This is a genomic window from Microbacterium sp. G2-16M (genome assembly GCF_055809115.1).
Map to the genome: position 1 here is coordinate 1,055,999 of NZ_CM147897.1, position 18,183 is coordinate 1,074,181.

Annotated in this window: 15 protein-coding genes; 5 read left to right on the forward strand and 10 right to left on the reverse strand. The window is 71.3% G+C overall.

Annotated elements, in window-relative coordinates:
* The first annotated feature begins 54 nt into the window (after positions 1-54).
* Complete coding sequence (gene aqpZ, locus AC0L6F_RS05205; RefSeq protein WP_473539416.1) at positions 55-822, forward strand: aquaporin Z; 768 nt, start codon at positions 55-57, stop codon at positions 820-822.
* Positions 823-1,056: 234 nt separating this feature from the next.
* Here aqpZ and katG read toward each other — a convergent pair whose 3' ends face one another.
* From katG to AC0L6F_RS05220, 3 genes are all read right to left on the reverse strand, one after another.
* Entirely contained in the window at positions 1,057-3,333 is a 2,277-nt protein-coding gene (gene katG, locus AC0L6F_RS05210; protein WP_473539418.1) for a catalase/peroxidase HPI, read from the reverse strand.
* A gap of 56 nt (positions 3,334-3,389) precedes the next feature.
* Positions 3,390-3,827: a Fur family transcriptional regulator gene (locus AC0L6F_RS05215; RefSeq protein WP_473539419.1), complete on the reverse strand. Its 438-nt coding sequence runs from the start codon at positions 3,825-3,827 to the stop codon at positions 3,390-3,392.
* A gap of 319 nt (positions 3,828-4,146) precedes the next feature.
* Entirely contained in the window at positions 4,147-5,142 is a 996-nt protein-coding gene (locus AC0L6F_RS05220) for a stage II sporulation protein M (protein ID WP_473539420.1), read from the reverse strand.
* Between the two features lie 17 nt (positions 5,143-5,159).
* Here AC0L6F_RS05220 and AC0L6F_RS05225 point away from each other — a divergent pair, with 17 nt between their 5' ends.
* A complete protein-coding gene (locus AC0L6F_RS05225) occupies positions 5,160-5,996 on the forward strand; it encodes an RDD family protein (RefSeq protein WP_473539421.1) in 837 nt (278 codons plus the stop codon).
* A gap of 422 nt (positions 5,997-6,418) precedes the next feature.
* Complete coding sequence (locus tag AC0L6F_RS05230) at positions 6,419-8,080, forward strand: tannase/feruloyl esterase family alpha/beta hydrolase (protein WP_473539422.1); 1,662 nt, start codon at positions 6,419-6,421, stop codon at positions 8,078-8,080.
* A gap of 174 nt (positions 8,081-8,254) precedes the next feature.
* Here AC0L6F_RS05230 and ahcY read toward each other — a convergent pair whose 3' ends face one another.
* Complete coding sequence (gene ahcY, locus AC0L6F_RS05235; RefSeq protein WP_473539423.1) at positions 8,255-9,727, reverse strand: adenosylhomocysteinase; 1,473 nt, start codon at positions 9,725-9,727, stop codon at positions 8,255-8,257.
* A gap of 54 nt (positions 9,728-9,781) precedes the next feature.
* Positions 9,782-9,988 (reverse strand): DUF3499 domain-containing protein, encoded by a 207-nt coding sequence (locus AC0L6F_RS05240; RefSeq protein ID WP_259612331.1) that lies wholly within the window; start codon positions 9,986-9,988, stop codon positions 9,782-9,784.
* Between the two features lie 111 nt (positions 9,989-10,099).
* Here AC0L6F_RS05240 and AC0L6F_RS05245 point away from each other — a divergent pair, with 111 nt between their 5' ends.
* Both AC0L6F_RS05245 and AC0L6F_RS05250 read left to right on the forward strand, forming a co-directional pair.
* Positions 10,100-11,890, forward strand: a complete 1,791-nt coding sequence (locus AC0L6F_RS05245) for a DUF4012 domain-containing protein (protein WP_473539425.1) — start codon at positions 10,100-10,102, stop codon at positions 11,888-11,890.
* Positions 11,891-11,931: 41 nt separating this feature from the next.
* Positions 11,932-12,366: a metallopeptidase family protein gene (locus AC0L6F_RS05250; RefSeq protein WP_473539426.1), complete on the forward strand. Its 435-nt coding sequence runs from the start codon at positions 11,932-11,934 to the stop codon at positions 12,364-12,366.
* 34 nt (positions 12,367-12,400) lie between these two features.
* On the opposite strand, the gene AC0L6F_RS05255 is transcribed toward AC0L6F_RS05250, so the two are convergent.
* From AC0L6F_RS05255 to AC0L6F_RS05275, 5 genes are all read right to left on the reverse strand, one after another.
* The gene (locus AC0L6F_RS05255) at positions 12,401-12,691 is read right to left on the reverse strand and encodes a type II toxin-antitoxin system RelE/ParE family toxin (RefSeq protein WP_473539427.1); all 291 of its coding nucleotides are present in this window, start codon (positions 12,689-12,691) and stop codon (positions 12,401-12,403) included.
* The gene (locus tag AC0L6F_RS05260; protein WP_473539428.1) at positions 12,691-12,921 is read right to left on the reverse strand and encodes a type II toxin-antitoxin system ParD family antitoxin; all 231 of its coding nucleotides are present in this window, start codon (positions 12,919-12,921) and stop codon (positions 12,691-12,693) included. Before AC0L6F_RS05260 ends, AC0L6F_RS05255 begins: the two co-directional genes overlap by 1 nt.
* A 290-nt stretch (positions 12,922-13,211) precedes the next feature.
* Positions 13,212-14,612, reverse strand: a complete 1,401-nt coding sequence (locus tag AC0L6F_RS05265) for a DUF5719 family protein (protein WP_473539430.1) — start codon at positions 14,610-14,612, stop codon at positions 13,212-13,214.
* Positions 14,609-17,593, reverse strand: a complete 2,985-nt coding sequence (locus tag AC0L6F_RS05270; protein ID WP_473539431.1) for a glycosyltransferase — start codon at positions 17,591-17,593, stop codon at positions 14,609-14,611. The genes AC0L6F_RS05265 and AC0L6F_RS05270 overlap by 4 nt, the downstream gene beginning before the upstream one ends.
* 212 nt (positions 17,594-17,805) lie before the next feature.
* Complete coding sequence (locus AC0L6F_RS05275) at positions 17,806-18,126, reverse strand: WhiB family transcriptional regulator (protein ID WP_259612347.1); 321 nt, start codon at positions 18,124-18,126, stop codon at positions 17,806-17,808.
* Positions 18,127-18,183: the final 57 nt, after the last annotated feature.

Consider the following 18,183-nt stretch of genomic DNA (forward strand, 5'->3'; position numbering starts at 1 on the left):
CGGAAACTTGCACGGGTGCCGATAATCTCGCGGCATCGATGAAAGGAGAATCCCATGTCGGATTCCACCTCAGCAGCACCCACGCTCGTCACTCGAATGATCGCCGAGGCGATCGGAACCCTCGTCCTGGTCTTCGGCGGTGTCGGCACCGCCCTGTTCGCCGCCGACTTCGCGGTCGGATCGGCCGGCACCCCGCTCGGGGTCGGCCACCTCGGCGTGGCGCTCGCGTTCGGCCTGACCGTCCTGGTCGGCGTCTATGCATGGGGCCCGATCTCAGGCGGCCACTTCAACCCGGCGATCACGCTCGGGATGGCCATCGGCGGCAAATTCGCCTGGAAGGATGTCGTCGGCTACTGGGTCGCGCAGGTCGTCGGCGGTCTCGTCGGCTCGACCCTGCTCGTGCTGGTCGGGCTGTTCGGACCGGAGGGATGGCTGAGCACCGCGCAGTCCGGCGGCTTCGCCTCCAACGGCTTCGGCGACCACTCCCCCGGCGGGTTCGGCCTGGGGGCGGCGATCGTGATCGAGATCCTGCTGACCTGCGTGTTCGTCCTGGTCGTAGCCGGATCCACCAGCAAGCGGGCTCCGGTCGGCTTCGCCGGAATCGCGATCGGCCTCACCCTGACCCTCATCCACCTCATCTCGATCCCGATCGACAACACGTCGGTCAACCCCGCCCGCTCGATCGCCGCGGCGGTCTACGGCGGCGTCGGCCCGCTGGCCCAGCTGTGGGTGTTCATCGTGTTCCCGCTCGTCGGCGGCGCGATCGCCGGCCTCGTGCACCGCGCGCTGCTGGCACCCGCGATGGACCGCCTCCCGGCCTGACCACCTCCCGGCCTGACCACCTCCCGCGAGAGTGCATCTGACGGCCGAAAATGCGGTGATTTCCCGCTCCCTCGGCCGTCAGATGCACTCTCACCGATGTGACCGACGCAACGGGATGCCGCGCCGACGCACCGCGCCGCCGCACCGCGCCGACGCACCACGCCAGACCCCACCCACGCCAGAGGGGCCCGGTCCCACCGAACGGTGGAATCGGGCCCCTCCGTCGGGCGCGTGTCACTCCAGGTCGAACCGGTCCAGCTCGGTGACCTTGCCCCAGGCGGCGACGAAGTCGTTCACGAACTTCTCGCCCGCGTCATCCGCGGCGTACACCTCGGCGACGGCGCGCAGCTCAGAGTTCGAGCCGAACACGAGGTCGGCACGGGTGCCGATCCACTTCTGCGCTCCGGTGCTCAGGTCGGTGCCGGCGAACGCGTGCGATCCGGGGTCGACCGGCTTCCACTCGGTGCCCATGTCGAGCACGTTGACGAAGAAGTCGTTCGTGAGCACGCCCGGCCGGTCGGTGAACACGCCCAGCTTCGAGCCGTCCCAGTTCGCGTCCAGCGCCCGCAGCCCGCCGACGAGCACGGTCATCTCCGGAGCCGTGAGGTTCAGCAGGCTCGCCCGGTCGACCAGCAGGAACTCGGCCGGCAGGTCGGCGGCCGCCGCCATCGGGCCGGTGTAGTTGCGGAATCCGTCGGCGACCGGCTCGAGATACGAGAACGAGTCGACGTCGGTCTGCTCGGCCGTGGCGTCGGTGCGTCCCGGGTGGAACGGCACGGTGACGTCGAATCCGGCATCCTTCGCCGCCTTATCGACACCGGCGTTGCCCGCCAGCACGATCAGGTCGGCCAGCGACACGCGCTTGCCGTCCGCCGCGTGCGCCGCGTCGAAGCGCTCCTTGACGCCGCGCAGCACCTCGAGCACCTTGGCCGAGCGCACCGGGTTGTTGACCTCCCAGTCCTTCTGCGGCGCCAGCGCCAGGCGTGCGCCGTTGGCGCCGCCCCGCTTGTCGCTGTTGCGGAAGGATGCTGCCGCCGCCCACGTCGTGGCGACCAGCTCGGGCACGGTCAGACCGGACTCGAGGATCTCCTGGCGCAGCGCGGCGGCGTCGGCGGCGTCGATCAGCACGTGGTCGACGGCGGGCACCGGGTCCTGCCAGATGAGCTCCTCGGTCGGGGCGAGCGCGCCCAGGTACCGGGTCGAGGGACCCAGGTCGCGGTGGGTGAGCTTGAACCAGGCCCGGGCGAACGCGTCGGCGAAGGCCTGCGGGTCGTCCTTGAACTTCTTCGAGATCGGCCCGTAGATCGGGTCGAACCGCAGCGACAGGTCGCTGGTCAGCATCCGCGGCTCGCGACGCTTGGTGGCGTCGTGGGCCATCGGCACCATGTCGGCGCCGGCGCCCGCCTTCGGCCGCCACTGCTTGGCGCCGGCCGGGCTCTCCATCAGCTCCCACTCGTACGCGAACAGGATGTGGAAGAACTCGTTGTCCCACCGGGTGGGGTGATAGGTCCAGGTGACCTCCAGGCCGCTCGCGGTCTGGTCGTCGCCCTTGCCGGTGCCGTGGGCGTTCTTCCAGCCGATGCCCATCTGCTCCATCGGGGCTCCTTCCGGCGCGGGCCCGACGAGGTCGGCCGAGCCGGCTCCGTGGGTCTTGCCGAAGGTGTGGCCGCCGGCGATCAGCGCGACGGTCTCCTCATCGTTCATCGCCATCCGCGCGAACGTCTCGCGGATGTCGCCGGCCAGCTCGAGCGGGTCGGGGTTGCCGCCCACGCCCTCCGGGTTGACGTAGATCAGCCCCATCTGCACGGCGGCGAGGGGGTTCTCCAGGTCGCGCTTCTGACCGGGCGTGTAGCGCTTGTCGTCACCGAGCCAGGTGTTCTCCGAGCCCCAGTACACGTCGTCGTCGGGCTCCCAGGCATCCACCCGTCCGCCGGCGAAGCCGAACGTGGTGAAGCCCATCTGCTCGAGCGCGACGTTGCCCGCGAAGATCATCAGGTCGGCCCACGAGATCTGCTTGCCCCACTTCTTCTTGACCTGCCACAGGATGCGCCGCGGCTTGTCGAGGCCGGCGTTGTCGGGCCAGCTGTTCAGCGGGGCGAACCGCTGCTGCCCCGAGTTGCCGCCGCCCCGGCCATCGGTCACGCGGTAGGTGCCGGCGCTGTGCCAGGCCATGCGGATCATCGCCGGACCGTAGTTGCCGAAGTCGGCGGGCCACCAGTCCTGGCGGGTGGTCAGCGCGTCCTCGATGTCCCGGCGGAGCTCGTCCAGGTCGACGTTCTCGAAGTTGGCGCGGTAGTCGAAGTCCTCGTCGAGCGGGTTGGTCTCGGCGGGGTTCTTGGCCAGCACGCGCAGGTTCAGGCGGTTCGGCCACCAGTTGCGGGCGCTCGAGCCGCCGGCCCGGCTCACGCCGTGCACGACCGGGCAGCCGGCCTCCTCGGTGGCGACGGCCTGCTCCTCGTCCGTCGGCGTGGGGATGACGCCCTCGGTCTCTTCGGTGATGTTGTCGGTCATCTGATATCCCTTCTCGGATGTGTGCGTTGTCTTGAGGTGCGGTGTCTCGGGTCGTTTCAGGCGGCGGATGCTGCGCAGTCGGCGCAGGTGCCCCAGAACGTGACCTCGGCCTCGTGGACGGTGAATCCGGCCGCGTCGGACGGCGACAGGCACGGCGCCTCGCCGACGACGCAGTCGACGTCGACGACGGCTCCGCACTCGGTGCAGACGAGGTGGTGGTGGTTGTCGCCGACGCGCAGCTCGAACAGCTGGGGTCGACCGGCCGGCTCGATGCGGCGCACCAGGCCGGCATCGGCGAAGTCGCCGAGTGCGTTGTACACGGACTGCAGGCTGGGATGCTCCAGCACCGGCGCGACGACCCCGTAGACGTCCTCCGCACTGGCGTGCGGGTGGGCGGCGAGCGCGTCGAACACGGCGCGGCGCGAGTCGGTCACCCGCAGCCCCGCGCCGCGGATGGCGGTCGCGGCATCCGGAGTCTCGGCGTGCGCGTGCATACCCCCACCCTAGCCTTTATTTGATCAAAACAAAAGTGCGGGCGCGGCTTTCACCCCCGGCCCTTCGTCTCGCTGCGCTCGCTCAGGGACCTATCCCCCAGCTGCCTGAGCGAGCCCGCGCCCTATCACCCCCAGCTCCCTGAGCGAGCCCGCGCGCAGCGCGAGCGAGACGAAGGGGCGCCCCGGCCCTTCGTCTCGCTGCGCTCGCTCAGGGACCTATCCCCCAGCTCGCTGGGCGACCCCGCGCGCTATCTCACCCAGCTCCCTGAGCGAGCCCGCGCGCAGCGCGAGCGAGACGAAGGGCTGCCGTCGCCCCGCACTACCCCGCGACGAGCCGAGGGGTGCCGGTCTGGCTCTCGACCAGGTCGCCGGTCTCGCCATCGCGGAACGCCCGGCCGCCCACCACCAGCATGTAGAAGAGGAACACCGCCAGGGCGAGCGCGCCCAGCGCGACCTTCACCGGCCAGGGCCACTGCTGCGGGGTGACGAAGCCTTCGATCGCGCCGGACAGGGCGAGGCTGAACACGAGTCCGACCGCCACGGTGACCAGCGACCGCCCGGCGGCGGCGAGCGCCTCGCCGCGGCTGCGCCGCCCGGGCGCCACCCACGACCAGAACACGTGGAGTCCGGCGGCGGCCGCGACGAACACGCTGGTCAGCTCCAGCATCCCGTGCGGGGCGATGAACTGCCAGAACACGTCTCCGTGGCCGAGCGAGGTCATCACGGCGGCGGCCGCGCCCACGCCGACGGCGTTCTGCATGACGACGTACAGCGGCCAGATGCCGGTGATGCCGAACAGCACGCACTGCACGGCGATCCAGGCGTTGTTGGTCCAGACGGTGCCGGCGAACACGGCGGCCGGGTTCTCGCGGTAGTAGTCGGTGAACTGGTGCTCGGCGTAGTACTCCAGGTCGGCGCGGCTGCCCAGGGCCGCCAGCACCTGCGGGTCCGAGGCGATCCACACCGCGACCAGCGATCCGACGGCGAAGAAGCCGAGCGCGATCGCGAGGGTGGTCCAGCGCAGCCGGTAGAGCGCAGCCGGCAGCTGCCGGAGGAAGAACCGGGGCAGCGCGCCGCCGGTCTCGACGCCGCTGCCGGTCAGGCGCAGTCGCGCCCGGGCCAGGATCGTCGACACGTAGTCGCCGAGCGTCGTGCGCCCGGCCGAGGTCTTGATATCGGCGAGGTCCGCCGACGCCGCGCGGTAGCGCGTGACCAGCTCGTCCACCTGCGACCCGTCGAGCCGGCGCTGCCGGCTGAGCGCATCCAGTCGCTCCCACTCCGGGCCGCGGGCGGCTGCCAGGGCGTCGAGGTCCATGTGGTTCACTGTAGGTCATGGCCGCCGAACCCATCGCGATCGTGCCGGACGAGGTGCTCACCGGCGAGGCCGTCGCGCTCGACGTGCAGCCGCTGGGCTTCTTCCTGCGGGCCCTCGGCACCGTGATCGACATGCTCGTCGGAGTCGCGTTCCTGCTGCTGCTGGCCTGGGTCTCAGGCTGGATGCTGGGGCGCAACATCATCAGCACGGATGCCTCCAGCATCCTGGGCGTGACGGTGATCGTGCTCGTCACGGTCGTGCTGCCGACGGCGGTCGAGACCCTCACCCGCGGCCGCAGCCTCGGCCGACTGGCCGTCGGCGGCCGGATCGTGCGCGCCGACGGGGGCGCGGCCGGGTTCCGTCAGGCGCTGATCCGGGCGCTGGTGGGGGTGCTCGAGCTGTGGATGACGCTCGGCGGCATCGCCGCGCTGGTGGGCGCGTTCACGCCCCGGTCGCAGCGGCTGGGCGATCTGATGGCGGGCACCTACTGCCAGCGCACGCGCACGCCCGCGCTGCCCGCGCACGCGCCCGACATGCCGCCGGCCCTGCTGCCGTGGGCCGAGGTGGCGGATGTCTCGCGCCTGCCCGACCCGCTGGCCCGGCGCTGCGCGCAGTTCGTCCGTCAGGCAGAGCGGATGGAGCCCTCCGCACGCGCCCGGCTCGCGGCATCCCTCGCCGCCGAGGTGGCGCCGTTCGTCTCGCCCGTCCCGCAGACGGATGCCGAGACCCTCGTCCGCGCGGCGGTGGCGGCACGTCGCGACCGGGAGTACACGGCCCTGCGGCTGGAGGACGAGCGCGTCGCCCGGCTCCTGGCCGGCACGACCGCTGCGCCCCGCGGGTTCCCGCAGCGCTGAGTGCCGGGCGCTGCCGCCGGGCGGCGCCTGAACCCGGCCCGGCGCCGGGCGGCGCCTGAACCCGGCCCGACGCCGGGCGGCGCCTGAACCTGGCCCGGCGTCGCGCGGCGCCTGAACCCGGCCCGCGGCCGGGCACCCCCTGAACCTGGCCCGGCGCCGCCTGAACCCGACCCGACGCCGCGCGGCGTGCAGAACTCCGGAGGATCGCGCAGGGCGCGGCGCCGGGACGGCGTGATTCCGCGGACACGCCACCCGCGGCACCCCAGATCTCCGGAGTTCTGCACGGCCCGCGCGCCAGCCCGCTCCGCGCCCCGCCGATTCTCACCGAAAGCTCATCCAATTTCGTTGACAATCCTGGTCACAGCCCGAGAGAGTCAGGCGCGGGAAGGCCTTCCCACAGAGCCGATCGAGGGAGAATGGCGATGAGAAGGACAGCAGTGATCGCGGCGTTGAGCGCCGTGCTGCTCACCGGGGGAATGATCAACGGATGGGTGGCGGGCGCCGGGCCGGCTTCGGCCCATGGAAACTCCGGGCACGGTCCGGGGCACGGCACCAGCGCAGCGATCACCGAGCGCGCGTGCACCGGTCTCGGTGACGCCTCCATCGGGGCGAAGCAGATCGGGCTGCCCACGACGGGCGCCACGGTCACCACCGCGACCTGGGTGGTCGACGACGGCGTCGGCCGGTGCCAGGTCGTCGGCGACATCCTGCCCGTCGACTCGGCGGCGCCCCCGATCGAGTTCCAGGTGAACCTGCCCGCGAACTGGAACCACCGCGCCGTGCAGATGGGCGGCGGCGGCTATGACGGCTCGCTGGTGACCGGACTGGATGCCTACGCCCTGCAGCCGGCGGGTCAGAAGACCCCGCTGCAGCAGGGCTTCGTCACGCTCGGCTCCGACGGCGGCCACAAGGGCACCGGCGGCTTCGACTCGACGTTCGGACTCAACGACGAGGCACTCGCGAACTACGGCACGCAGTCGATCAAGAAGACGCACGACGTGGCGATGGCGCTGATGAAGACCGCATTCCGCAGCACGCCGAAGTACTTCTACTTCGTCGGCTTCTCGCAGGGCGGGCACGAGGCGATCAACGCCGCGGGCCTGTACCCGAAGGACTACGACGGAGTCGTGGCCGGCACGCCGTCCTACAACGTGGCGATGATGCACGCGGGCATCGGCTCGGTGTATCGCGATGCGCTGTACTCCGACGGCGGGGCGGGCTGGCTGAACACCGCCAAGACGCAGCTGCTGGTGCACGCCGTGTACGCCGCGTGCGATCCGCTGGACGGGCTGAAGGACGGCGTGATCTCGAACGTGACGGCGTGCCAGCAGACGTTCAACGTCACCACGCTGCGCTGCCCGGATGGGGCGGATGCCGGGGACACGTGCCTCTCGGATGCGCAGATCAACGCGGTGACGAAGATCGCGAGCCCGCACAACATCGGGTTCCCGATCGAGGGCAACAGCGTGGCCGCCGGGGCGCCGATCCTGTACGGCGGCACCTACACGGTGTTCACGCTCGGCTCGGTGGACCAGCCGGCCAACCCCGCCAGCGGCAAGGAGGCCTTCCAATACTCGGTGCTGAACGCGATCGCGACCAACATCGTGACGCGGGATCCGAGCTACGACACGCGCACCTTCAACCTGAACGAGTGGGCCAGCCGCATCCAAGAGGTCGGAAAGCAGCTGGACAGCACGAGCGTCGACCTCTCGGCGTTCGCCAAGCGGGGCGGCAAGATGCTCCTCACCACCGGACTGGCTGACGACGGCATCTCGCCCGAGAACACCATCCAGTTCTACGACCGCCAGTCGGCGAAGTACGGCGACCGGCTGGGCTCGTTCCTGAAGTTCTACACGATGCCCGGCTTCTCGCACGGCTTCGGCCCGTACAGCGCGACGTACGACGCCCTGCCCGCGCTCATGAACTGGGTAGAGAAGAACAAGGCGCCCCGCCACCTGCAGACGATCGATGCGAACGCCGCCAGCAACGACCGCACCCGTCCGCTGTGCGAGTACCCGAACTGGCCGAAGTACACGGGCCACAACCCCGACAAGGCGTCGAGCTTCACCTGCGTGGCGCCCTGACGCGGATGCTGCGCCCCGCCCGACGCTGAGCGGCGTGCAGAACTCCGGAGGATCGCGCACGGCGCGGCACCGGGACGGCGTGATTCCGCGGACACGCCGCTCGCCGCGCCCCAGATCTCCGGAGTTCTGCACGGCGTAGGCGCCCGCGCCCGCGGCGCGCGCGCCGCCCAGACCTCAGTACCGGTAGTGGTCGAGCTTGTACGGCCCGTCGACCGGCACGCCGAGGTAGGCGGCCTGCTCGTCGCTCAGGGTCGTGAGCCGCACCCCGAGTGCGTCCAGGTGCAGCCGCGCGACCTTCTCATCGAGGATCTTCGGCAGCGTGTACACGCCGATCGGGTACTGCTCGTGCTTGGTGAACAGCTCGATCTGGCCGAGCACCTGGTTCGTGAACGAGGCGCTCATCACGAACGAGGGGTGGCCGGTGGCATTGCCGAGGTTCAGCAGCCGGCCCTCCGACAGGACCAGGATGCTGCGCCCGCTCGGCAGGCGCCATTCGTGCACCTGCGGCTTGATCTCGACCTTCACCGCGCCCGGCAGCGCCTCGAGCCCGGCCATGTCGATCTCGTCGTCGAAGTGGCCGACGTTGCCGACGATGGCCAGGTGCTTCAGCCCCAGCAGGTGCTCGACGGTGACGACCCGGGTGTTCCCGGTGCCGGTGATGAGGATGTCGACCTGGTCGATGACGTCCTCGAGGCGCGCGACCTGGAAGCCGTCCATCGCGGCCTGCAGCGCGCAGATCGGGTCGACCTCGCTGACGATGACGCGGGCGCCCTGGCCGCGCAGCGCCTCGGCGGCGCCCTTGCCGACGTCGCCGTAGCCGACGATGAAGGCGACCTTGCCGCCGATCAGCACGTCGGTGGCGCGGTTGATCCCGTCCGGCAGCGAATGACGGATGCCGTAGGTGTTGTCGAACTTCGACTTGGTCACCGAGTCGTTCACGTTGATCGCGGGGAACTGCAGGTCGCCGGATGCGGCGAGCTCGTACAGGCGGTGCACCCCGGTCGTGGTCTCTTCGGTCACGCCGAGCAGGCCCTCGGCGATGCGCGTGAACCGCTGCGGGTCGCGCTGCAGGCTCTTGCGGAGCAGGTCGAGGATCACCCGGTACTCGGCGGAGTCGGCGGCCCCGGCATCCGGAACCGCGCCCGCCTTCTCGAATTCCGCGCCCTTGTGCACGAGGAGGGTGGCGTCTCCCCCGTCGTCGAGGATCAGGTTCGGTCCGTCGAACCCTTCGGCCGACCAGTCGAAGATGCGGTCGGCGCAGTCCCAGTACTCGGCGAGGGTCTCGCCCTTGAACGCGAACACCGGCACGCCGCGCGGCGCGCTGACGGTGCCGCCGGGGCCGACCACGACGGCGGCGGCGGCCTCATCCTGGGTGGAGAAGATGTTGCAGCTGGCCCACCGCACCTGCGCGCCGAGCGCGACGAGCGTCTCGATGAGCACCGCCGTCTGCACGGTCATGTGCAGAGAGCCGGCGATGCGGGCGCCCTTCAGCGGCTGGGATGCCGCGAACTCGTCCCGGAGCGCCATGAGCCCGGGCATCTCGTTCTCGGCCAGGCGCAGCTGGTGGCGTCCGGCCTCGGCCAGCGACAGGTCGGCGACGCGGTAGTCGAGCGGGCGTACGGGAGCCTCGGGCGTGGATGTCGGCATCCCCCCATTCTCCCACGCCGCGTCGCGGTGACCCGGCCGCCGAGTCGCCAGCCGCTACGCCTGCAGCGTCTCGTGTCGCACGACGACCCAGCCGCGCGGCACCGAAAGCCGCTCGGTGTGGATGGCGCACAGGTCGTGCGCGTGCGGGTCACCCTCGCGCCCGAGCGGGCCCACGGCCGCCATCTGGTCGGAGTAGTCGTATGTCAGGGTCGACACCGCTTCGCGGGCACACCCCACCTTGGAGCACAGTCTCTGGCGCATTTGCTTCCACGGTAGCGGGCCGCGGTGCCGCGCCCGCTCACCGGCGCGCCGCCGGCGACACACCCCGCGCCCCACGGGTGCGTCACAGGATGCGCTGGCTACGCTCGGGGGATGCCGAAACCGACCGCTTCTCCTGCGCGCCCGCGCCGCCGCTGGCCGCGGATCACCGCCTGGACTGTGAGCGGCATCCTGCTGATCCTCATCGTGGGCGGCGTCGTCTTCGCCTTCCAGGCGCGGTCGGTGTGGTCCGACCTGACCGCGGCCAAGAGCGACCTGTCGTCGGTGCTGAAGGACGTGAAGAAGGGCGACACCGCCCAGGTGGACGCGACCGCGCAGCACGCGCACGAGAAGGCGGCGCACGCCAACGGCACGGTCGGCAACCCGCTGTGGGCGGTCGCCTCGGTCATCCCGTTCGCCGGTCCGAACGTCGACGCCGTCCGGCGGGCCACACAGGCGACGTACGACCTGGTCGACGGGGCGCTGCCCCCGGGCCTGACAGTGCTGGGCAATCTGCAGGCCGACAACCAGACGGCCGAGAAGGGCGGTGTCGACCTGGCGCCGTTGCGTGAGGCCCAGGCATCCCTCCCCGCGATCAACAAGGCGTTCGCCGCGGCGCACGAGAAGGTCGACGGCATCGACCGCGGCAGCATCCTTCCCGCCGTCGACGACGCGATCGGCTCGCTGGTCGACGTGATCGAAGAGGCGACGCCGGCGCTGCGCAATGCCGAGAAGTATCTGCCGACGATCCTCGACATCGCCGGTGGCGACGGCCCGCGCACCTACATGATCGTGTTCCAGAACAACGCCGAGGTGCGCTCGGGCGGCGGACTGCCCGCCGCCACGGCGATCGTCAACGTCGACGACGGCAAGACGTCGCTGGCCGATCAGACCAGCACCTACAGCTTCCGCCGCGACATCAAGGTCATCGACCCGCCCGAGCAGATGCAGGCGCTATACGACTCCGAGACGTTCACCGGGTTCGGCAACTTCACCCGCACGCCGAACTTCCCGACCACCGCCGAGGCGTTCGACTCGCTGTGGAACATCACGACCGGCCAGCACCTCGACGGCGTTGTGACGGTCGACCCCGTGGTGCTCTCGCACATCCTGGCCGTCACCGGTCCGGTCACCGCGGCGGACGGCACGAAGCTCACCTCGGGCAACGTCGTCAAGACGCTGCTCTACGACACGTATCAGCGCTACTCGGGCGCGCAGCAGGACCTGTTCTTCGGGGATGTCGCGTCCCGCGTGTTCACGAAGGTCGCCGCCGGCAAGTGGGATGTGCTGAAGATGCTCGACGCCCTCGAGCGATCGGTGAGCGAGCAGCGGCTGCACCTGTGGTTCCCCGTGAAGGCCGAGCAGGCGATGGTCACCGATCTGGGGCTGGACGGCGCCCTGCCCACCTCGAACAAGGCGTCGACCGAGGTCGGCATCTTCCTGAACGACTACGCGGCCAGCAAGCTCGAGTACTTCATGAAGACGAAGGTCGCCGTCACCTGCGACGCGCCCGCGCGCACCGTGACGACCTCCGTCACGATCACCAACGACGTGCCGATGGAGGGGATGACCAACTATCAGCTCGGCATCCGCAACGTCGGCTACGGCATCCCTCGCCAGTCGTTCATCCTCGACGTCATGTACTTCGCCCCGCCGGGGTCGAAGATCACCGGCGTCACGCCCGACGCCGACGACCCCGCGGCCACGCGCACCGGCGTCGAGCGCGATCGCAACGTGCAGAGCACCCGCTACTTCGTGGCCAGCGGCGAGACGAAGACGGTCTCGTACACGAGCACCCTGCCCGCCGGTTCGCTCGGTCCGCTGTCGGTGCGCTACTCGCCGACGGTCACCGATACCCCGGTGTCGATCTCGGACACGTGCGGCCCGCTGTTCGCGGACAAGTGAGCCCGGGCTGTGGCATCCGGCTGCCCGCATAGGATGGACGAATGATGCGGCGCAAGGCTCCTGAGCTCCCGCGCCCGGTGCCGGCCCGGCACGGCCGACACGGCCGTCAGGGGCGCAGCCCGGTGGTCCGGCCGCCGTTGCCGCCGCTGGAGAACCGCTACGAGAAGTTCGATCTCACCGTCGGCACGGCCGCCGAATTCCTGCGCTCGGCGTGGGAAGAGCTGCGCGATGTCAGCTTCGAGGTCGCCGACATGCCCGCGGCATCCGATGACGACGGCATCCCGCGCTGGCTCGTCGATCGCGCGGCGAAGCGGATCGTGCTGTTCCGCATCCCCATCGAGCGCCTCAGCCATCTGCACCGCAGCGACGATCTGCACCGCCGCGTAGAGGTCGAGGGGTGCGTGTTCCGCGCGGCAGCCGAATACATGAACCGCGACCCGTGGGACCTCGGCTCGGAGCGCTTCCGCGACTTCTGACGTCGGGAGGACGGCGCCACGACAGTGCCGGCGTTCAGAGGTGCCGCATCGGGTCCATCCGCTGATGCAGGATTCGGATGACATCGACGCTGTCAGCACGGTCGAGGTAGAAGATCAGGTGACTGCCGATGCTGTACCGACGATATCCCGGACGAACCTCGTCGCACGTGCGTCCGCGAGAGGGATCGGCGGCGATCCGCTCGATCGCGGCACGAATCTCGGCGACATACAGCTCCGCCTGGTCCGCGTCCCATCGCTCCTGGGTGTAATCCCAGATCGACGAGAGGTCACGTTTGGCGGCTGGCGTGAGCCGATAGGTCTTCACTATCGCCTGGATGCGATGAACGCATCGAAATCGAAGGCCTCGGGCTCCCCACTCTCCTCACCCGCAATGAGTGCGGCTCGGAGTGCGGTCATCTGCGTCTCTTGGTCCTCGAACATCCGGAGGGCGGCACGGATGACTTCACTGGCTGACCGATAGCGTCCCGACTCGACCTCCTTGGCGAGGAAGTCGGTGAAGTGATCATCAAGGCTGATGGACGTGTTCTGCGCCATAGGGGGATGTTACCAAGAATTGGTAGTGGATGCCGAGCGACGGCCATGACCCCCGACCCGTGGGACCTCGGCTCGGAGCGCTTCCGCGACTTCCGAACCTCGCGGCGCCTCGCCGGCCCGGTAGTGCCGAAAACGGTGATGAACCTCCCGTTCACACAGTCCCTCCCCAGCGCCGGTCAGCCTCCTAACGGCGGGATGTGTGTGTGACCCGGAAGTTCAGCACGCCAAAGAGGACACCCACGTTCCCACAGCCCCGAAGCCGCCACGCCAAGGGCGACAACAGCGGCGCGCTACGGATACACCTTCACCGGCGCGGATGCCGCGTCCTGCGGCCAGACCGGGAAAGCGCCCACCGCGCCGTCGCCGGCGAACGTCACCGCTGCGTGCACCGGGGCGGATGCCGCAAGCCGGTATGCCGCGCCGGCCTCGACCGAGACCACCGAGGTCTGACCGCCGGGCACGGTGAACTTCTTCGTACCGCCACCGGCGGCCGACGTCAGGACCACGTCGGCCGGGTCTGCTCCGGCCGGCACGATCGTCAGCTGCGGATCCGGTCCGTCCGGCACCGCGAACAGTGTGCCGTCGTCGCCGGCCGGCAGCTGGGGTGCGGCCGCCACCCACGCGAAGTCGTCGCCTTTGCCGGTGCCGGTGGCCTGCCAGACCGCGCCGACGACTGGCTGCGCGGCCGTGACGATCACGGTGTACTCCCCCGGCGCCAGCCCGTCCAGCGGGGCCTCCACGGGGATGCCGGCCTTCATCGGCACTTCGGTGGCGGGGCCGGTGGTCCCGTGTGCGCCGACGACGCTGATGGATGCGGTGCCCTCGGCGGTCGGCGAGAGCAGCCGCACGATCGTGGTGGGCTGGTCCTGAGGCCCGGAGGTGACCCGCACGCCGGTGATCACCTGGGTGGTCGAGCCGGCCGCGATCGCACCCTCCTGATCGACGCCGCCCGGGTTCAGCCCGCGGGTGACGCTCGACTGCAGCGCCGCGCGCACCGGTGCGCCGTGCGCGGTGACCCGGATGACCGGTGACTCCTGGCCGATGCCGAGTCCGGCAAGCGCGATCACCTGCTGCGAACCGGCGGCGATCACCATGTTCGTGCCGGCACCGGGCGTGCTCGGGCCCTCGGTGCCGTACACGGTCAGATCGACGGTCGCCGCGACGGTGCCGGGGTTGGCGAGCAGCAGCAGACCCGACTCCCCCGTGGTCGTCCCGCCGCCGACGAGCCAGGACTCCATGAGCGCGGGCGTGCAGCCCGAGGCGCTGAAGCCGCTGAGGTCCTCGGCGTTCACGCTGGCCGAGCCCGCGCCGGCGGCCTGCGGGATCGCGCGTCCCTCGGCGGGGGCGATCAATCGCGTGGGGCCGGCGTCGCCCGCCACGCCAGGCACCTTCAGGACGTCCTGCATCATCGACGATCCGGCCGTGGCGAGGCTCTCGGCGGCGGCCACCGAGACTTTGCCGGCCTCGGCCGAGTCCCGGCCGATGGCCAGCAGCGGGCCGGCACAGGTGAGCACGGTGTCGGCGGCTGCCGGGGCGACGGTGACGGATGCCGGAGCCGCCGTGTGCGGCACCCAGGCGAACGCCACCCCGCCGACGACGACCACGGCCGTCGCGGCGGCGATGACGGCGCCGGCGGTGAACCGGACGGTCGTGCCGATCCGGGCGGCGCGCATCCACGCGGGGCGGGTCATGTCTCGTCCTCCTCGTCGGATCCGAGGTGGCTGCCGGCTGGGGCCGGTGGACGCTCGTCCTCGCGCACCGGCACGGGGCCGGCCTCGCGACGTCCGACCACCCGCGGCGAGTGGCGCGCCCGACGACGCGATGCGGCGGTGGGCACGGCGAGCAGCAGTGCGGCGCCGACCGCGATCAGCTGGGCCAGCGCGATGCCGCGTGCCAGTGAGGTCACCGCTGAAGACGCGTCGGCGCGGTGCGTCACGGCGCCGGTGACGCGCCAGAGCGTGCCCTTGTCGGTGTCGCCGACGGCATCCAGGCCCGACCGCTGGTTGAGCGCGGTGAGGGCGGTCAGCCGCAGCCCGCGCGCAAGGTCGGCGTTCTCGTCCGCGGGCGCGAGCAGCACGAAGCCGATGCCTTCGGCCTTCAGGCGGGAGACCACCTCTGACGAGGTCGGAGTGACCAGGTCGGCGGCCATCGCGGCCAGCACTCGGTCGTGATCGTCGACGGCGGTGCGGGTGGACAGGGCCGTGGTCTGCCCGCCGAGCGTCTGGCTCTCGCCCCACACCACCTGTGCGACGGCGCCGGACGCGAGGGGATGCAGGATGACGGTCCCGGTGTCGACGTTGCTGCGGCCCTCGGCGGCGACGAACGCCGGCAGGGTCGAGGCCGGTCCCGCCGCGAGCGGGGCGGTCCCGCGCAGGTTGGCGGTGAGCATCGGGAGGGCGAAGACGGCCAGGGCCAGCATGGCCACGGCGCCGACGAGCACGCGGGTGCGACCGGCGGCCAGCGCACGGTCGGCGTCCGGCGATGGGCGCAGCGCGAAGCCGGTGTCGAGGGTGAGCACGGCGGCGGCCACCGCGCCGGCCCAGGCGAGGCTGAGCCCCGCCCCCGGCCACAGGGGCACGGCCTGGCCCCCGTCGAACGCCACCGCGATCCCGACGGCGACGAACGCGGTGACCAGCCCCAGCACGGCGACCAGCAGCAGCGCGCCGCCGGCGAGCCACCGGCGGGTGAACACGGCGAGCACCGCGAGCACTCCGATCGGTGCGAGCAGCACGAGCAGCCAGGCGGCGGGCAGGCCGGTCGCCCCGCCGCCGAAGGCGCCGTCGTGCAGCAGTGCGGCCCAGCCCCCGGGGTCGGCGGTCGGCGATCCCGCGGCGAGCAGCGCCCGACCCGCGGCATCCGCCCCCACCTGGGGTCCGGCCCACGGCATGCCCGGGTCGGCCAGCAGCGCCCACGGGTTCTGCGCGCGCAGCTGATGGAACACGACCGGGATCGCCAGCACGACCGCAGGGATGACGATCCAGCCCACGCGGGCGGCGCCGTGGCCGCGGCGGACGGTGATCATCACGAGCAGCGTCACCGCCCACAGCACGACCAGAGCAGGCGCCAGCGACGGCGCACACGCGACGGTCGCGGCGAACAGCAGCGACGCGGTGCCGGCGGCGCCCCACGACCGGTGCGCGACCGTGCCGGCATAGAACAGCCAGGGCAGCAGCAGGTGCACGAGCACGGCGGTGGGCCGTCCCTGCATGAGCGCCGTCAAGAACGTCGGCGCGAGGGCCCAGAGGACGGCGGCGGTGATCCGCAGCATCGACCGATCGGTGACTCGCGTCGCGGCGAACCAGGCGCCCAGGACCGCCAGCGGCAGCGCGAGCAGCCAGAGCAGGACGAGCGCGCGGGATGGGTCGCCGGGCCACAGCGTGCCCAGCACCGCCATCACTGCCGAGAACGGGTCGGCGGGGGCCACCTCGTCCAGCCCGGTCGGGCGCAGCCCGAAGGCGGCATCCGACCACAGGCGCAGCACGGTGGAGCGCAGCGGCGCGAGCGCGCCGCCGCCCAGCGCCGGCCACACCAGCAGCGACGGGAACACCGCGATCGAGACCAGCAGCGCCCCGAGCACGGTCCAGGCGCCGCCGCCGGAGAAGAAGCGCAGATCGTCTCGACGCGCACCGGTCTCGTTCACGTCGAGATCGGGGTGCAGCGAGGTGCGCAGCTCGTCGCGGCTCACGCGCAGCGGCGCCAGCTGGCTCCACGCGACCCGTCGTGCGCGGCCGATGCGGGCTCGCGCGCGGCGGACGGCGACCAGATTGACCAACCCGGCCAGTGCCGCACCCCATTCGGGCAGGATCCGCCCGGGCGTCTTGGCGACCAGCTGGACCGCCGCGCGCCACAGCGCGATCGGCAGGATCGCCAGCCAGAGGAACGGCAGCGCCGCCGGGTGTGCATAGGCCAGGCGCCGATGCACCTGCGCGCGGCGGCGCATGTACCAGGTGTGGAACGTGCGCTCGGGGGGAAGGCCGGGCAGCCCGGCGACGCCGTCGCCGTACACGGCCACCCGGGCCGCCGGCACGACGACCACACGTCCGCCGGCCAACCGGGTCCGCACGCCGAGGTCGAGTCCCTCGTCGGCGCCGACCAGGGCGGGGTCGAGGCCCTCCAGCTCGCGCCAGGCGTCGGCCCGCACCAGGATGCCGCGCACGTCCGATCCGAGCACGTCCTCGGTCGCGTCGTGCTGCCCCTGGTCGTACTCGCCGTCGGCGAGCCCGACGGTGCGGCCGAACTTCGTCATCGTGGTGCCGAGCGACACGATGTGGTCGCGGTCGTCCCACTGCACCAGCTTGGGCGCGGCGATCCCCACCGACGGCGCGATCTCGAGCGCGTCGCTGAGATGTGCGAGCGCGTCCGGCTCGGGCACGGTGTCCTGCGCCAGCAGCCAGACGGCGTCGCCGGCCAGCTGGGCGTCCGAGATCCGGGCGCCGGCCAGCTGCACCGCCGCGGCGAAGCCCGTGGTCCGAGGTGCCGTCAGCACCGCGGCAGAACCGGATGCCGCGGCGAACGCGGTGACGTCGGCGTCCTCGCCGCACACCACGATCGTGACGGCCTCGAGCGGCCGCGTCTGTGCCTGCAGCGCTGCAAGCATCCGCTCAAGGCGGTGCGCGGCGGGCAGACGCGCGTCGGAACGCACGACGAGAAGGGCGTGGACTCGGGCGGGCATGACCTGGTCAGCCTAGGCGAGCCATGCGGCGGTTCCCGCTCGACGCGCCGAGCCCGCCGGGCCCCTGAGCGAGCGAAGCGAGAGGCCGGTGTCCGATAGGTCCCTGAGCGAGCGAAGCGAGACGAAGGGCCGGTGTCCGCGACGACCCTACCGGGCCGCATCGGCGAGCGAGCCGAAGGCGAGTCGAATCGACCCGCCCCGGCTACACCCCCCTACGACGCCCGTCGCTTGAGCTTGCGGCGTTCGCGCTCGCTGAGTCCGCCCCAGATCCCGAAGCGCTCGTCGTTCTGAAGCGCATACTCGAGACACTGAGCCCGAACCTCACACGTCGTGCAGACGCGTTTCGCGTCGCGCGTCGAGCCGCCCTTCTCCGGAAAGAACGCTTCCGGATCGGTCTGCGCGCACAGTGCATCTGCCTGCCATGCGAGCGGATTGTCCTCTTCGACTGGATGCCGGACACCCGGCACTCCCAGATCGACCGGATCGACGAACCAATCTGCGGGAACGCCTGAGCGGTACTGTGCGCCCGTCATCTCGTTCTCCAACCTGCTTTCCCCCCACGCGATACGCGCTTGCTGATAATTACACAG